The 15,235-nt window shown below is 51.1% G+C and carries 13 protein-coding genes; 5 read left to right on the forward strand and 8 right to left on the reverse strand.

The features are described 5' to 3' along the window. Window positions 1-227: 227 nt before the first annotated feature. A complete protein-coding gene (locus NST08_RS21765; protein ID WP_007127523.1) occupies window positions 228-2,519 on the reverse strand; it encodes an AraC family transcriptional regulator in 2,292 nt (763 codons plus the stop codon). Window positions 2,520-2,816: 297 nt separating this feature from the next. Beyond that, window positions 2,817-4,046, reverse strand: coding sequence for a DUF418 domain-containing protein (locus NST08_RS21770; protein ID WP_340899753.1), 1,230 nt, complete (start codon window positions 4,044-4,046; stop codon window positions 2,817-2,819). A 194-nt stretch (window positions 4,047-4,240) separates the two neighbouring features. Between NST08_RS21770 and NST08_RS21775 the strand changes: the two genes are divergently transcribed. After that, a complete protein-coding gene (locus tag NST08_RS21775) occupies window positions 4,241-4,939 on the forward strand; it encodes a response regulator transcription factor (protein WP_340899751.1) in 699 nt (232 codons plus the stop codon). After that, window positions 4,936-6,420, forward strand: a complete 1,485-nt coding sequence (locus NST08_RS21780; protein ID WP_341342299.1) for a sensor histidine kinase — start codon at window positions 4,936-4,938, stop codon at window positions 6,418-6,420. The genes NST08_RS21775 and NST08_RS21780 overlap by 4 nt, the downstream gene beginning before the upstream one ends. Before the next feature lie 83 nt (window positions 6,421-6,503). Here the strand turns inward: NST08_RS21780 and NST08_RS21785 are convergent, their stop codons facing one another. The 3 genes from NST08_RS21785 to NST08_RS21795 all read right to left on the reverse strand — a co-directional run bounded on the left by NST08_RS21785 (window position 6,504) and on the right by NST08_RS21795 (window position 9,338). Beyond that, complete coding sequence (locus tag NST08_RS21785) at window positions 6,504-6,947, reverse strand: small multi-drug export protein (RefSeq protein WP_007127519.1); 444 nt, start codon at window positions 6,945-6,947, stop codon at window positions 6,504-6,506. Between the two features lie 72 nt (window positions 6,948-7,019). Beyond that, window positions 7,020-7,976: a 3'-5' exoribonuclease YhaM family protein gene (locus NST08_RS21790; RefSeq protein ID WP_007127518.1), complete on the reverse strand. Its 957-nt coding sequence runs from the start codon at window positions 7,974-7,976 to the stop codon at window positions 7,020-7,022. Window positions 7,977-8,417: 441 nt separating this feature from the next. Next, a complete protein-coding gene (locus tag NST08_RS21795) occupies window positions 8,418-9,338 on the reverse strand; it encodes an aldo/keto reductase (protein WP_144871174.1) in 921 nt (306 codons plus the stop codon). A gap of 213 nt (window positions 9,339-9,551) precedes the next feature. On the opposite strand from NST08_RS21795, the gene mgtE reads away from it, so the two are divergent. Further along, window positions 9,552-10,907, forward strand: coding sequence for a magnesium transporter (gene mgtE / locus NST08_RS21800; RefSeq protein WP_144871172.1), 1,356 nt, complete (start codon window positions 9,552-9,554; stop codon window positions 10,905-10,907). Window positions 10,908-11,084: 177 nt separating this feature from the next. Next, window positions 11,085-12,077: a glycoside hydrolase family 43 protein gene (locus tag NST08_RS21805; protein ID WP_341342300.1), complete on the forward strand. Its 993-nt coding sequence runs from the start codon at window positions 11,085-11,087 to the stop codon at window positions 12,075-12,077. 126 nt (window positions 12,078-12,203) lie between these two features. Here NST08_RS21805 and NST08_RS21810 read toward each other — a convergent pair whose 3' ends face one another. The 3 genes from NST08_RS21810 to NST08_RS21820 form a co-directional block, all read right to left on the reverse strand. Beyond that, window positions 12,204-12,842: an SdpI family protein gene (locus NST08_RS21810; protein WP_007127514.1), complete on the reverse strand. Its 639-nt coding sequence runs from the start codon at window positions 12,840-12,842 to the stop codon at window positions 12,204-12,206. Next, window positions 12,826-13,110: an autorepressor SdpR family transcription factor gene (locus NST08_RS21815; RefSeq protein ID WP_040737818.1), complete on the reverse strand. Its 285-nt coding sequence runs from the start codon at window positions 13,108-13,110 to the stop codon at window positions 12,826-12,828. The genes NST08_RS21810 and NST08_RS21815 overlap by 17 nt, the downstream gene beginning before the upstream one ends. A gap of 206 nt (window positions 13,111-13,316) precedes the next feature. Continuing rightward, complete coding sequence (locus NST08_RS21820; protein WP_007127512.1) at window positions 13,317-13,838, reverse strand: GNAT family N-acetyltransferase; 522 nt, start codon at window positions 13,836-13,838, stop codon at window positions 13,317-13,319. Window positions 13,839-14,009: 171 nt separating this feature from the next. Here NST08_RS21820 and NST08_RS21825 point away from each other — a divergent pair, with 171 nt between their 5' ends. Then, window positions 14,010-15,170, forward strand: coding sequence for a lyase family protein (locus tag NST08_RS21825; protein WP_144871166.1), 1,161 nt, complete (start codon window positions 14,010-14,012; stop codon window positions 15,168-15,170). Window positions 15,171-15,235: the final 65 nt, after the last annotated feature.

The following is a 15,235-nucleotide window of genomic DNA, read 5'->3' on the forward strand; positions in this document are numbered from 1 at the left end:
CGCTCCCCTTATCGGGTTCTCCTTGAATTTTAGGGAATGGTCGCGCTTTCGTACATTGCCAAAATTTCTAATACCGTTTACATTTCTTCAGAATGAAGACGCAATTTTTAATATTTCGTTTACAATGTTTACGAAATCGTTCTATAACCTTCACGTTATGTGATATTTATTAACTCACATGTAACAAATTAGAGTGCATAAACAGAAAACAAGCAGTTGCTAGACAACTACTTGTTTTCAACCAATGTTTTGTATTTCCCCGGCGTGATCCCTTCATGCTTTTTGAATACGCGGATGAATCCGACATCATTGTTGTATCCGACGAGGCGGGCGATTTGAGAAATGGTAATATCCGGGTCGTTCATCAGTTCCTTGGCCTTTCGAATGCGGATCTGGGCGAGATAGTCCGACATGTTCATGCCGCTGCTCTTCTTGAACAGCCCGGACAGATACTGAGGCGTAATGTGAAAATGCTCCGCAACCGCGGCCAGGCTCAGCATGGCGTCATCCGCGTTCTGCTCCAAATAGGCCTTGGCCTTATCCACGACCGCCGATGCATTGTTTACACGTTTCTTTCGCACCTGCTCGCAAACTTGTTGAAAGAGCGACAGCACAAAGGCATACATGTCCTCGACGCTATCCGCTTTGTTGATGACCTCCAGCGGTTTCAGCCCGGGTTCGAACAGATCCTCGTATTTTAGATTCAGGGCGTTCAAAAGCTTGAGCAGCGTGCTGAGCAGATTGGCGAACAGCAGTCTCGCCAGCTCCGGCTCCTTATGCTCCATCTCTAAATTGCTGCGGTATAGGTTTCCAATTAGCTGCTCGACCTTTTCCGTTTCCCCGTTCTTCACCGCGTGAATGATCTGAACCTCGGTGTCCACCGGGAAATCGTAGACCAGTCCCGACCTGTGCTTCATATCATCGTAGACGAGCACGGACCGGTTCTCCGTGAAAATGGAATAATCCAGCGCTTTCATGCTTTCGTCCATACATACGGGGACCTGTTCCATGCCCGGGTGGAGATCGCTCAAGGCAACGATCACGCCGGTCTCGAACTGCCCGCTGATCAGTTCCTGAATATTCCCCAGCCATTCGTACAGCGATGCTTTTTGATGGTGATCCTTCTCGGAAACATTGAGTACGACGGCAACCAGATCCTTGTCCAGCTCCACGCAATGAAAACAGTAAAGCGGGTGGTCTTCCACGAGCTTCCCTGTCAGAAAACGCATGATCGCCCAGACCCTCTCCGTCTTCTCCTGTTCCTCCGCTCCCATTCCGCACAGCTTGATCAACGCGACGCCAAAGTAAGCATGCCTGAACCCGATCTCCATGAATTCCAGCGAATGGTCCGATACCGCTTGGGCATCCACATGACCTTTCAGCAGCCGCTGCAGGAAGTGGGAGCGGATGACGGGCACCTGCTCCTTGAGCCTGTCGTTTATTGCATCCTTCTGGACAAAAGCATCCTTCACGGCAGTCTTGATGAATTCGTATTCGTTGCCGTAAGCGGAAGGGCTCGGCTGCTTTTTTTCCGAAATCAATCGGATGATTTCCCGCACCGGCTGATACGCCCGATAGGTTAAGAAGGCGCAGGCGCCGATCCCCCCGACTAAATAGATGAACAGCACGCTGAGCGCCCAGCTTTTGACGGTTCCTACCTTTCCCCAAAATACCTCATCCGGCACAGCGGACACATACTCCCACCCGCTGCGCGCGGAATGAGCCGACACGCTGATCGTGCTCGGATTCCCCTCCTGCATTGTCATAAGGCTCTCGCCGCTTCCCGTATGCAGCAAAACCTGCCCTTCAGCGTTCTTAATATAGATCGTCCCTTGATTCGACCGGGTGATTTCCTCCAGCCATGTATGAATTTGCCGTTTATCGATTAACATCACCAAGGCGCCTTCGGGAGCGCGTCTCTCGCCCGACGGCAACGAGTGAACATAGGTCAGCATTTCCGTTTTATCATTGGGCCGGCCGATGGGTTCCACCGGAAGAAATGAATTATAATGAGGAGCATTCAATATTTGGTCCTTCCACTGCTCATACGTCATGCCATTGTATGCGTAAAGCCTCGAATAGAACAAATGGGCACTCGTTTTCAGACCCGGCGTCAGAACGATGTCGCTGTTCCGGAAGTAGATGTACAGCTCGCGGACAAAGCTGTTGTTGTTTTTGTACCGCTGTATTTCCTCCATGAAATTGTAGAAGGCATAGTTCTCTTTGCCGTTCGTTATGCCATCCATGCTTAAAAGCGCTTTCATATCTGGATGGGACGTAATGTTGCGTGATAGCTGGTACATCTCCTCTAGTTTGCTGTCAACAATCTGCTGCGCCTGCTGAATCAAAGCCTGGTTCAGCTTATTGGCGTTATCTACCATGACGCCCTCGATTCGATTATAGACTGCGGCAAAAACAAGCCCCGGAAAAAGCAAGATCAATAAGTACGACAGCAGCAAAGTCATAAACACTCTTCTGCGCATGAATCGTCTGTCACGCATCATTGCCGATCCTGCCATATCCCTCCACCTCCATCGTGTTATACCTAGCATCATAACGCAATCCTTTCAGGATCGCACAACCCATCTTAAATATTGATAATGCACTTTCAAATTATATAATACGATTTTCATGTTTTAAACGAGCCTTCTGTCCTGTATACGGCTCCCTCTTGTTCCGATTAGCAAGAGCGGCAGTCAAACCGCCTCGAAGTCATTGAAGAGACTTCATGGGAACCCCCTCTAGCTTCGTATGGTCAAAAAAAGAGACTCCCGCCGCGAGGGGCGAGGAGTCGTAAGATAACCCTGTTGAAGATTTTATAAGGTGCCGCGTTGCTGCCGGGGATGCGATACGTCCTGCCCGCTCCGCTTTACAGGGTTCCCCCAATAGGTGACCAGCCGCCACACATATTCCAATGGCCCGATTGGAAACCGTCTTAGCCACCATATACTGAACGCCGTTTGCAGGGCGAAGATGAACAACGCCAGCAGCATTTGCGCATCGGGCGCGACCTTGCCGAACCACCCGAGCCCGTAGCCGTAGAAGATCAAACCGCAGATGACGGATTGAAGCAAATAATTGGTAAACGCCATTTTTCCAGGGCGGGATAGTGCATTCAGCACGTTATTCCAGCGGCTGTTCTGGTATAAACGGGCGAATGCACCGATATAGGCCAGCGTCACCAGCGGCGCCCCCACGAACAGGGAGACCGCTTCGACCCAGGACGGAAGCCCTTTTGCCAGCGACATCATCACTTGAAGCGGAAAACCGATGAGCGCCCCGAGCAAAATCAGTCTTGCTATAATCTTACGGTTTCCGTCCACATCGTGAAGAATCCGCTGTTTGCAGAAGTAAGCGCCCAGCAGGAACATCCCGAGAATTTGCGGATAAAAGACGAGCATGTTGAACAACGAGGCGATGTAATCATTGATGCGCTGAGCCGTGATCTGAAGAAACATGCCCTCGCCGTAAATGGCCGCATCGCGTTCTTGAAAGTAAATCCCCATCCGATAGGCATCCGCTTGGCTTATCGGCTCGAACGCTTGGCTTCCGGCGCCGGGTGACAGCAGGCTGGCTCCCGTCAGCAGGACCGGAACAACCAGGAGGAGCGCCACCGACCAGATCAGCAGCGTACGCGGCTTACAGCGGTGAAACAGCAGCAGCACAAACCCCAGAATGGCGTAATGTGTCAGGATGTCGCCATACCAGATCAGCAGGCCGTGCAGCAGCCCGAACACCAGCAAGGCCAACAGCCTGCGCGTGTATACGCGATGAAACCGGCCTCCTTTCCTCCGGCTGCTCTCCTGCATTAACACCATGCCGAAGCCGAACAGAAAAGAAAAAATCAAGATGAATTTCCCGTCGATCAAGATGCCGCGCAGCAGCATCAGTCCTTGATTCAGCCATCCGTTCCATAATTCGACGCCGAAGGAGATCGTCTGGAGCGAGGTCGTAAAGAACGTAATATTGACTAAAAATATGCCGAATAACGCCAATCCCCTCAAACTGTCGATCATCGTCAAGCGTTGTTGCGAATTCTTGTCCATTCATTTCCCTCCTTACCCATGTATTCCAAGGTTAAGGTACAATGATAAAGAATCTATAAAGTCCGCTATCCCGTTGCCGGATCTATGATTTTGGTTCAACGAACGGGGTATTCTTTATTCTTTCTTTAGAAAATTGATATAGACTATGAAGATCCTGATTCTCGCAGGTTTAGCGATTGGAGGAAAACAACGACATGAACGGATTAAACGAGACGATTCTGCTTGTCGACGACGAAGAGGACATCGTCTCATTTATACGCGACGCGCTTGAGCTCGACGGCTACCAAGTGCTGACTGCAGCCAGTGGGCAGGAGGCGCTGAGCCTATGTAAGCTTGAGCCTTCCTTGATCATCCTGGACGTAATGATGCCCGATATGGACGGCTTTGAAGTATGCCGCGTGCTCCGGGAAACGATGACCTGCCCGATCGTCTTTTTGAGCGCAAGCCAGAGCGAGGTAGACCGCATTCGGGGCTTGGCAGCCGGAGGGGACGATTATTTACTGAAGCCGTTCAGCATGGCTGAGCTGAAAGCGAGAGTTCACGCCCATCTCCGCCGGGAGCAGCGCATCCGCACGCAGAAGGAGCAGGGCATCCTCCGCTTTCCGCCTTTAACGGTCGATTGCCTCGGCCGAACCGTAACCTGCCGGGGGCAGGAGATCGTTTTGACGAACAAGGAATTCATGATTCTTGAGCTCCTCGCCATGCATCAGGGACAGGTTTTTACACGGGAGCAAATCTACGAGAAGCTGTGGGGATATGACGCAGAGGGCGATGACGCCACCATCACGGAGCATGTCAAAAAAATCCGCTCCAAGCTGGCCGCTGTATCCGAAGAAAGAACCTATATTCAAACCGTATGGGGCATCGGCTATAAATGGGAAGTGAAATCATGAAGGCGCGGTCAATCAAAAGCACCTTCGCCCGTCATTTCGCCTACATCCTGACCTGCAGTTTGCTCGCAACGCTTGCAACGTGGGGGCTGCTTATAATTCTTCTCAACTATTTGTTCAACCAAGGCGTCCTGCTTCCGGCTAATCACTATGAAGCACAGATCCCTGCCATCTCTGAGTATGCGCGTACAAACGGCGAATCGATCATGAGCGGTCAGGGACAGGCTGAGCTTAAGCGACTCATCCCTTCCGAGGGGTTATCCTATAAGGTCATGGCTTTATCAGGCGAACCCTTGTACGGAAATCTCACGCTGGAGAAGGAGCACACCCAGCAGGACTTGGTGACCCGATTAAATAAAACGGAAAGCGGCGTCAACCAAATCATTCAGAACATTCCGGTCCTATCGGACCGTGGCGAGCTGCTCGGAGCGCTGCTGGTCGGCTATTCGTTAAAGGTAAGCGCGGCGGATCCCTCGTTTAACCCGTTCATTCCTCTTGGAATGTTGGTTTTTTTCCTGACTCCGTTCCTATTCATCACCATCTTCACTTACCTGTTCGGCCGGCGGTTTAGCCGGAGCATCGGCGGGCCGCTTAAGCAGCTGCTTCAGGGAGCGGAACGGATTAAGGCCCGTGATTTGCAATTCGCCATGGACGGAAACTCTTCGGTGATCGAGGTCAACCAGCTGGCACACGCATTCGAGGACATGCGCAGGGAGCTTGCTCGCTCCATCGAGCGGGAATGGCAATTGGAGCAGGAGCGAAGCACGATGCTTGCCGCGCTGGCCCACGACCTGCGCACGCCGCTGACGATTATTCAGGGCCACGCCGAAAACTTGGAGCGGATGATCGGGGAGGAGCATGAGGAGAAACGGAACCGGTACGTTCAGGTGATCAAGCGCAATACATCGCGTGCCACGAATCTTTTGCAGGACATGAACGCGATCACCGAAATGGAACAGGTATCCTTTCGCTTGAATCCGGTTGCACTCGACATCGGGGAATTCATGGATGAGAAAAAAGCCGAATACGAGTCCTTATGCCATCATAAGAGCATCTCATTCCGAACGGAATTCAAGGATGAACGGACCGCCAAGGTTCCCGTCGTCTTCGATCCCGGTCGGATCATCCAAGTGCTGGACAATCTGATCGGGAACAGTATCCGGCATACGCCTGAAAACGGGACCATCATATGGCGTGTGGAAATTGCAGATACGCAGATCACGATGGAGGTTGCGGATAACGGCACCGGATTCGCCGAGCAACACCTGGAGCAGGTGTTCAAGCCGTTCTATCAAGGATCCGTCCGCTCCGCCAGGCTAAAGGGCCACTCGGGGCTTGGCCTGTATATCGCCAAGCTGCTGGTTGGGCATCATGGCGGGAATATATCGGCCGGCAACCGGGTGAACGGCGGAGCCGTCATCCGGTTCTCCCTGCCGCTCGGAGGACTGCAGCCCTCCGGCGTACAGCAAAAGGACATCTCCTAAATCCGTACGGATTCTTGGGAAGATGTCCTTCTTCTTTCTTTTTTTAATAGGAAAATAGGATTTAAACGCTCTGCTAAAAAACGTTAGTTTGGATTAAAAATAGCCTCGATTCCGAGTTGAGTAAGGATGCCTACAATCGTTCCATATATCGCGATGCCTATGGCTGATGCTAAAAAAAGCCGCTTTCGATCCATGCCGATCATTTTTCCCGCAACTCCAATTCCCCATGAACCTAATAAAGGCGTTGCAATCAGAACGAGCGCAAATCCTCCGTTATTCAATTTTTTGCAGGCGTTGGAGCTTGCCAGTTTCATGAAATAGGTTTTAACTTTATCGAATTTGGTGAGCCAGTCATAAGAATAAGAAATAAACGGAATCACGAAAAAATTCCCGAGCCAGCACCAGAACACGGAAGAAACGATATCCAGCCCTAAACCTTTGGCAGCCGGGACCGCTATGAAAATTTCCAGCATAGGGAAGAACCCCATAAACCATGCGATTGCTGCCAACCAAATATAGTTGAGCAAAATGAAATCATCCCTTTATATCCTTCATCCCAAGCGATCATTTGATCACTTATAGCCCAAGTTGAGGGTTGGCTAGACCTTAAGCCGGTAGATCGCTTTATTGTCCAGCCCTCGTACCATCGGCGTCCACGGCTCGCTCTCGGCCGTCGTATCGAGCGCATCCTCTACCATCTGCAGCTTGGCGTCCAGCAGGTCGATATGATGAAGCGCGACCGCTTCGGCGGTCTGCGGCTGAACCGGGCTTCCCCACTCTCCCAGATTATGATGGGACAGGACCAAATGCTGCAATCCAAGAACGACCTCGGATTCGAGCGGAATATGATGCGCGACGGCGGCTTCGACGATCCAGTTGGACGCCAGGACGATATGTCCGATCAGCTTGCCTTGATTGCTGTAGTCCGTCACGATCCCCATCTGTGCAATCATCTCTTCGGGTTTCGCGATATCATGCAGAATAATGCCGGCCTTGATGAAATCCGGCTTCAGGAAAGGCCGCTGCCTGCATATGAAATCGCCAATCTCGAGCATGCGCACAATATGGTAGGCCAAACCGGCAAAATAGGCGTGGTGATAGGTTTTGGCAGCCGGATAATGCATCAGCTTCTCCTCCACCTTATCCACGCAATACTGCACGATCAGCTTGACTTCCGGATTCGAAATATCCTGGATTGCCAGCTTGATCGTATGCAGCAAATCAATGGGCCGTATGGGTGCAGCCCTGACAAAATCAGTGATCGATACCCCGTCCTCCTCGGTCGCTTTGCGAATCCGGCTGATTTTTACCTGAGGCTGATCCCGGTAGCTGAGGACAGTCCCCCGGATTTTGACCAGCTGCATCGGAAAGAACGTTTCCTTATCCTGAATCGACACGTCCCAATACTTGGCTGATATCTGGCCGCTCGAATCCGACAGGATGATGTCGAAATAGTCCTTCGGCGGCGTGCCGTTCGTTTGCCTGAGATTGAGCTCCTTCAATAAGTAAAATCCAACGAATTCGTCTTGTACGCTAAGTTGATTAATGGGCTTCATCTGGTTCCTCCCCGAAAATCTCGAGCTATATAAGATAACATAACTATAGCAAAATCTGTCGGTTAGCGTCTATCATCCCGTACTAGTCCCTCCAAAATGAATAGATTTATATACGAGCTGCGGGGGATGAATCCAGCAAAAAACACGCCTTTTCAGGCGTGTTTTTGCAGGCTGTCGAGAAACCCCCTGTTTTTTTGCAGGGGGTTTAAAATTGCCTCGTCGGTCACTGAAGTAGGGTTCTCAGAGCGCTTTAAATCGATTTTTATTTTAAAAGATATGATTCCCCATATAAAAAATAGAGTGTCGAAAAGTCCGTTGGACTTTCTCGACACTCTGAAAAAACACGCCTTTTCAGGCGTGTTTTTGCTTGCTTACTACCGGATCAACAAGTCACTTATCGCACCGTGACGGATCCGGTAATTCATATTCGATTTATCGTTATTATGATTTCCACGCTCCGGGATGATTGTCGCTGACCATATCCAGCTCTGCCGCTCTCGCATTCATCTCGACCTGCTCGACGCTCTTGCAGCCCGGAATGACACAGCTGACGGCCGGATGCTTCAAGCACCAGGCCAATGCCCATTCGGCCATTGGGACGCCCTCCGGCACTTCATTCCTATGAATCTCTTCCACAAGCTTCAGCTTGGCATTGATCTCGTCCTGATCACGGTTCTTGCGCACATTATCGCTGAATACCGTCCCCGGCTTGTACTTCCCGCTTAAGTACCCGCTTGCAAGCGGCACCCTCGCCAATACGCCGAGGTCCTGGCGTATGCATGATGGAAGAACCTCCTCCTCCGGCGCTTGATCGAGACGATTATAGACGACCTGAATGGCCTTGGCATTAAGCTCCTCGGCCTTGTCGGTTTGATACAGGTTCGTATTGCTTCCAATGGAAATTCCCAGATGACGTATCGTACCCGCCTGGACCTGCTTGTCCAGCATTGTCCACATATCGTCATTATTGAACACTGCATCTGATCCGGAGTGAAATTGATACAGGTCGATGTAATCCGTACGCAGTGCTTTAAGAGATTCCTCGAGCTGAATCCGGATCTGCTTCGCATCCCAGGCTTCCTCCCACTGCTCATGCCATCTATGGCCAAACTTGGAGGCGATCACCCAATCCTCACGGCGGTCACGCGACAAGAAATCGCCGATAAATTTTTCGGACATATGATGCGGTCCGTAACATTCTGCAGTATCCAACAAATTAATGCCGAGCTCCTTCGCACGGGTTAAGATGGCGTCGACTTCCTTTTGGTTGAAGTCCTTTCCCCAATCACCGCCAAATTGCCATGTTCCTACGCCGACTACCGATACCTTCAGTTCCGTTTTGCCGAGACGTCTGTACTTCATACCCTCACCCCTACTCATTAATTCGTGCGCCTATATTCTATTTGAATTTGAAACCGCTTGCAACTCCTGGCACGGACTCTCTCCCGGCAGTGGTCCTGTTTCTTTCGGCCGGTTGCTGCACCTGGACTGTTTAAGAACAAGTCGTGATGGTGAACCCTATAATACGTAATCTTTTCATTATCATCTGGATGGAATGAAAGGGGAATTCTTGTTGTGAATGCTCGAACTCTGGAGCAATGGATACCGGACATTAAAGAGAGCCTGAAAGCCAGTACCTCAACCGATTTTCAGAGAATCATCGATGAGTTTCTCCCCTATGATCTGGCAAGGATCCATAGCCAGCTCAGCGATATGGAGCAAGCCCGCTTTCTGCAGTTTCTGAACGAGGAGCAGCTTGCCGATATGATTCAGGAGATGGAGCACGACCAGCAAATTGATGTTTTGGGTCGACTGGACCAAGAGAAAACCGCCCTCATCCTGGATCTCATGGACAATGACGATTTGGCCATTTTGCTCGATGAACTGTCACAAGAGCAAAAAGAAGAGCTGATGAGGGGCATGCGTGACGAGGAATCGCAATTCGTCCAGAACATCATGAAATTCCCGCCGGAAACAGCGGGACGCATCATGACCAACAGATATGTTTGGATCCCCCAGCACTATACCGTCTCCGATGTCGTACAGAAGCTGAAGGCCTTTGTCTCCATCGCCGAAACCATTAACTATTTGTATGTGATCGATCAGGAGCGAAAACTAGTGGGGGTCGTGTCCTATCGCTCCCTCATCCTTGCGGAACCCGGTGAAACCATCGTGGAGATTATGAACGGCCGCGTGCTGTCCGTGCCTGTCGATGCGGATCAGGAGGAGGTTGCGCAGCTTATTCAAAAATATGACCTTGTAGCTATTCCGGTCGTTGAATCAGACGGAACGCTGGTCGGGATCATTACCGTTGATGATATTCTCGACGTTATCGTCAGGGAAGCCGACGAGGATATTCAGAAGATGAATGCTACCGGAGGCAAATCCATCGATTTCAATACGAAGGCCGTTAACGCGGCTGCGCGGCGATTGCCTTGGCTGATTCTGCTGCTCTTCATCGGACTGATCTCGGGGACGATCATTTCCGTATTCGAGCAAACCCTTGAACAGGTTGTCGCCCTGGCCTTCTTCATGCCGATGATTGCGGGCATGACCGGGAACACGGGAACCCAGTCGCTGGCCGTCATCATTCGAGGCCTGGCAACGAAGGAGCTGTCCAGACCGGTTGTCGTCCGGCTGCTGGCTCGCGAGCTTAAGGTAGGCATAATGATCGGGGTGATTTGCGGCATTTTCATTGCAGTGATCGCGTACATCTGGCAGGGAAATTTATATCTGGGACTGGTTGTCGGCAGCTCGCTCATTGCTACGCTCATCGTCGGCACCATGGCCGGAACGGTCATACCGCTTATCCTGTTCAAGCTTCGCGTCGATCCGGCTGTCGCTTCGGGCCCGCTGATTACGACGATTAACGATATTTTGTCCCTGATTATCTATTTTGGCATCGCCACGCTGTTCCTGTCTTATCTTTAAAGATTAACATCACATTGATTCTGCTCGTCGCCAATGGGTCGGGACGATATTCCTCCTTCTTCCGAGAAGACCTAAAATTTTTAGGTATAATACCTAATTTTCTTAGGTGTTTTGGTTCCTTCGGCTTTGCTACAATAATATAAACGCTTACATGCAAAGATGAAGGAGGATATCCAAATGACCAAGCCTGTACAGCCGAACGAACCGATCGTAACCCATATCTACACAGCCGACCCTTCCGCCCATGTATTTGAAGGGAAGCTTTATATTTATCCGTCCCATGATCTTGATCATGACAATACGTCCAATGATAACGGTGACCAGTACGATATGGAGGACTACCATGTATTTTCGCTGGAGGATGTGAATGCGCCTTGCGTGGATCACGGTGAAGTGCTTCATGTCAAGGATGTGCCCTGGGCGCAAAAACAAATGTGGGCGCCGGATGCCGCCTACAAAAACAACACCTATTACCTGTACTTTCCGGCCAGAGATCACGAGGGGATCTTCCGGATCGGCGTAGCTACCAGCTCCTCCCCTTCCGGACCGTTTACGCCGGAGCCCGATTATATTCCAGGAAGCTTCAGCATCGATCCCGCCGTGTTCGTGGACGATGACGACCGGGCTTATATGTATTTCGGAGGTCTATGGGGCGGCCAGCTGGAGAAATGGCAGAGCGGCACATTCGTCCCGGATGCGGAAGGACCGGCCGCCGATGCGCCGGCGTTAGGGCCGCGCGTGGCCGAGCTTAGCGACGATATGCTGACATTCAAAGCCGCGCCGCAGGAAATTTCAATCGTTGACGAGAACGGGAAGCCGATTCCGGCAGGCGATGAAGACCGCAGATATTTCGAAGGCCCGTGGATGCATAAATACAACGGCACTTATTACTTGTCGTACTCGACAGGCTCCACCCACAAGATCGTATACGCGACGAGTCAAAGCCCGACTGGCCCGTTCGAGTACAAAGGAACGATCCTTACGCCGGTTCTCGGCTGGACGACCCATCATTCGATCGTGGAATTTAAAAATAAATGGTACCTGTTCTATCATGACAGCTCCCTGTCCGGCGGTGCGGACAATAAGCGCAGCGTGAAGTTCACCGAGCTGAAGTACAACGAGGACGGAACCATTCAAACGATCGATCCTTACGGTAACGAAAACCGTTGACCGCAGGTTAACGAGCCATCCATTAACGATCGAGCCGTTTGCCGCTGGCCGGCACGCGGCGGATAAAAAATGGGATAAGCCCGGTTATTTCCGGTCTTATCCTATTTGCTTTTAAAATCCGTCGCTTTACACCCCTCTTTTATATAGGGAAAAAGAGTAAATTGCCGGTACAAAGACAATCAGCACGATAATCGGTAATGTGACATAGATTCCCTGGATATCCAGGAACGCCACTGCCATCAAGAGCAATCCGCCCACCATCCACACATACCCTGCAAAACGATGCGTCCGATTCCAGTTATCCTGACTGTTCAAGGTCCATGGAAGCTTGATGCCCACGGTATAATTCTGCTTGCTCTTCGGCAAGTAGTTTCCGATGATGACAAACAGCAGCCCCACTAGTGCAGGCACGAAGGTATCAATCGGAATATCGGCGCCCATCGCTTTAAATAACGTGACAGGCGTCAGGATGCACGACAAAACGGGAATGGACCAATATCCGAACATTCTTAATGCAGGTGCTGCATTCATTCGCTTCGGATCGTGATTGAGCGCAACATTTACGATCACATTCATCACGGCCAACATGAGCGGCAGAACGAAGGCCGCAACCGCCTTCGATGCATAATTGTCGGGATTGCCGGCCGCATCCCAGTGAATGGCCAGCCGATCCGGCAGCCGATCGTACAGGGTGACCGACAAGATGATTGGCAGCAAGCACAGCAGCGTGGTCAAAATAAGCACGGATTTATTCTTTTTTTCCATCCTCTTTACCTCCATTGAACTGTGAGAACCACAGCATGATTTCCTCAATAACCGAAACATTGATTTCGTAGTAAATATAGTTCTTATATTTCGTTTCCGAGATAAGTCCCGCCTTCTTCAATTGGGACAGATGATACGAGATCGTTGCGCCCGTCATGTCAAAGTGCTGGCCGATTTCACCTGCCGACATCTTCCCTTTGCGGAGCATGATCAAGATTTCCCTCCTAACGGGATCTGACAGCGCCTTGAAGGTTTCCGGAAAACCCAATGTGCTTCACCTGTTTCTATTTAGAATTTCTTCTAAATACATTATCTCTCAGTTCGGAGCGGATTTCAAGATCTATTTAGAAATTTTTCTAAATTCAATTCAATATTCAATGCTTCGAAGTTTGAGGCAGCCCATGAAAAAAAAAAAAAAAACGGGGCCGCCCCCCATCGTGCACCCCGCTTAGCTGTTTATCATTATAGAAAAATCTACTCCACGCGCTCTGAAAATACCTTCTCGAATACCGGGAAGCTGGCCGTTTTGCCCGGATAATTCACCTCGCCCCGCTCCTCGTAGCCAAGCCCGCGATACAGCTTCAATGCCGCCGTATTTTTGTTGTAGGTATCCAGCCGGATGCTGGTGTACCCTTCACGGACCGCATAGTTTTCGGCAAATTCAATCAGCTTGCGGGCAACCCCTTGGCCTTGCGCTTGTGGATCGACGGCAAGCCGATGCATCATCAGATGCGGCCCCTCCGTCTGCTTCCAATCGATCCTCCCGTACTGCTCATCCTGATGCTCATCCAGGACAACGATGCCAAGAATCCGCTCATTCCCTTCTGCTACGAACAGCGTCCCCCGCTGCAGATCCTCTCCGATCACGTCCCGGTTCGGATACTGCTCGTCCCATTGATCGCTTCCGCCTGCCTGCATGACTTTGACGCAGCGGGCGATCAGCGCCATAATCTCTTGCAGCTCGTCCCTGCGCCCTGTTCGAATTTCAATACTCATCTCATGCACCTACTATCGTGGTTTTTCCATCAGTTTACTAAACATTGGGCAGGGATAGCAATTTGCTGCCCGATGAACAAATGATCGGACAAGGCCAATATGGCGGTTGGCACGAAAATTGCTTGTTAACATCATAAGAAATGACGACACAACATTTTCGAAAGGGATGAGATGATGATCAGAATTGAACGGGACAAGACCGGGCCGGTTGAGGTGCCGTCCCATGCCTACTACGGTGTCCAGACGATGCGGGCTGCCGGGCAATATCCGAAGGTGAATGCCCCCGTCCATGGCCAGTTTATTAAAGCTTTGGCCTGCGTCAAAAGTGCAGCAGTCCGTGCAGGTATCGATCAAGAGATCGTGCCCGGACGAATCGGAAATCTCATCATGAAGGCGGCCGATGAAATCAAGGAAGGAAAGCATTCGGAGCAGTTTATTGCAGGTTATATCCATGGTTCATCAAGCCATCTTTTGAATGTGAATTTAAACGAGGTGCTTGCCAACCGGGCACTGGAGCTGATGCTTGAGGATAAAGGAAACTACGACCTGATCGATCCGGACCTTCACGTAAACGGCCCTCATTCGGCCGACTGGATCCTTTCAACATCGCTGAATGTCGCCGCCCATCAGCTAACGCACAAGCTGGTCTCAGCCACCGAGGGACTAAAATATCGGTTATGGATGGCAAAAGAACGCCTCGAGGGACAGCGCCAGGGCAATTCCACGGATCCCGTTATGAACGTACCGGCGCGGCTGACCCGGACTTTCGGGGAATCCGCGAAGCAGCTGCAGCTGGATGCAGCACGGCTGGCCGAAGCCGCCTCCCGATTCAAGAGGATCCGTATCGATTCGGCACGGGATGCCGTCATGCCCCAAGCAAATCGCGAATTAACGGAGCGGACCGTCTCTTATTTGAGGCATATGACGCGCATTGAGTTTTTTGCGGCGAGCCGCTGGGACGCTTCATCCGGCAGCAAGAGCGTCTATGCAGACCTGTCATCGGTTCTGAAAACGTTGGCCGTAAATCTCTTCAAGCTCTGCAGCGATATTCGGAACGCCGCTTCCTTGAAAGGCTCGGCTACGAGCCCTGAGAGCCGCCGCTTCCATGAATCGGCCGGGTTTCTGCATCAGATCTGCGTTCTGGTTATCGGTTATGACCATATCATCAGCCTAGCGGAGGAGGCCGGAATACCGGACGAAGAAACCGTGCCTCCGATAATCTTCTATCATGTGCTGGAGTCGCTTGATATCATGATGAAAGGAATCGATTCGTTTGCGGGCTCGCTGACACAAGAGCAGGACGATGCCGATCCAGCGGGCATACGGCGGTAATGAGGCATCCGTTTTTCGCTTTAAGGAAGGCGGAGTCAAAATAAGGGTGCCCTCGGATACATCAC

Origin of the sequence: Paenibacillus sp. FSL K6-1566, assembly GCF_038050475.1 — a bacterium.
Taxonomy (GTDB): Bacteria; Bacillota; Bacilli; order Paenibacillales; family Paenibacillaceae; genus Paenibacillus_AQ; species Paenibacillus_AQ lactis.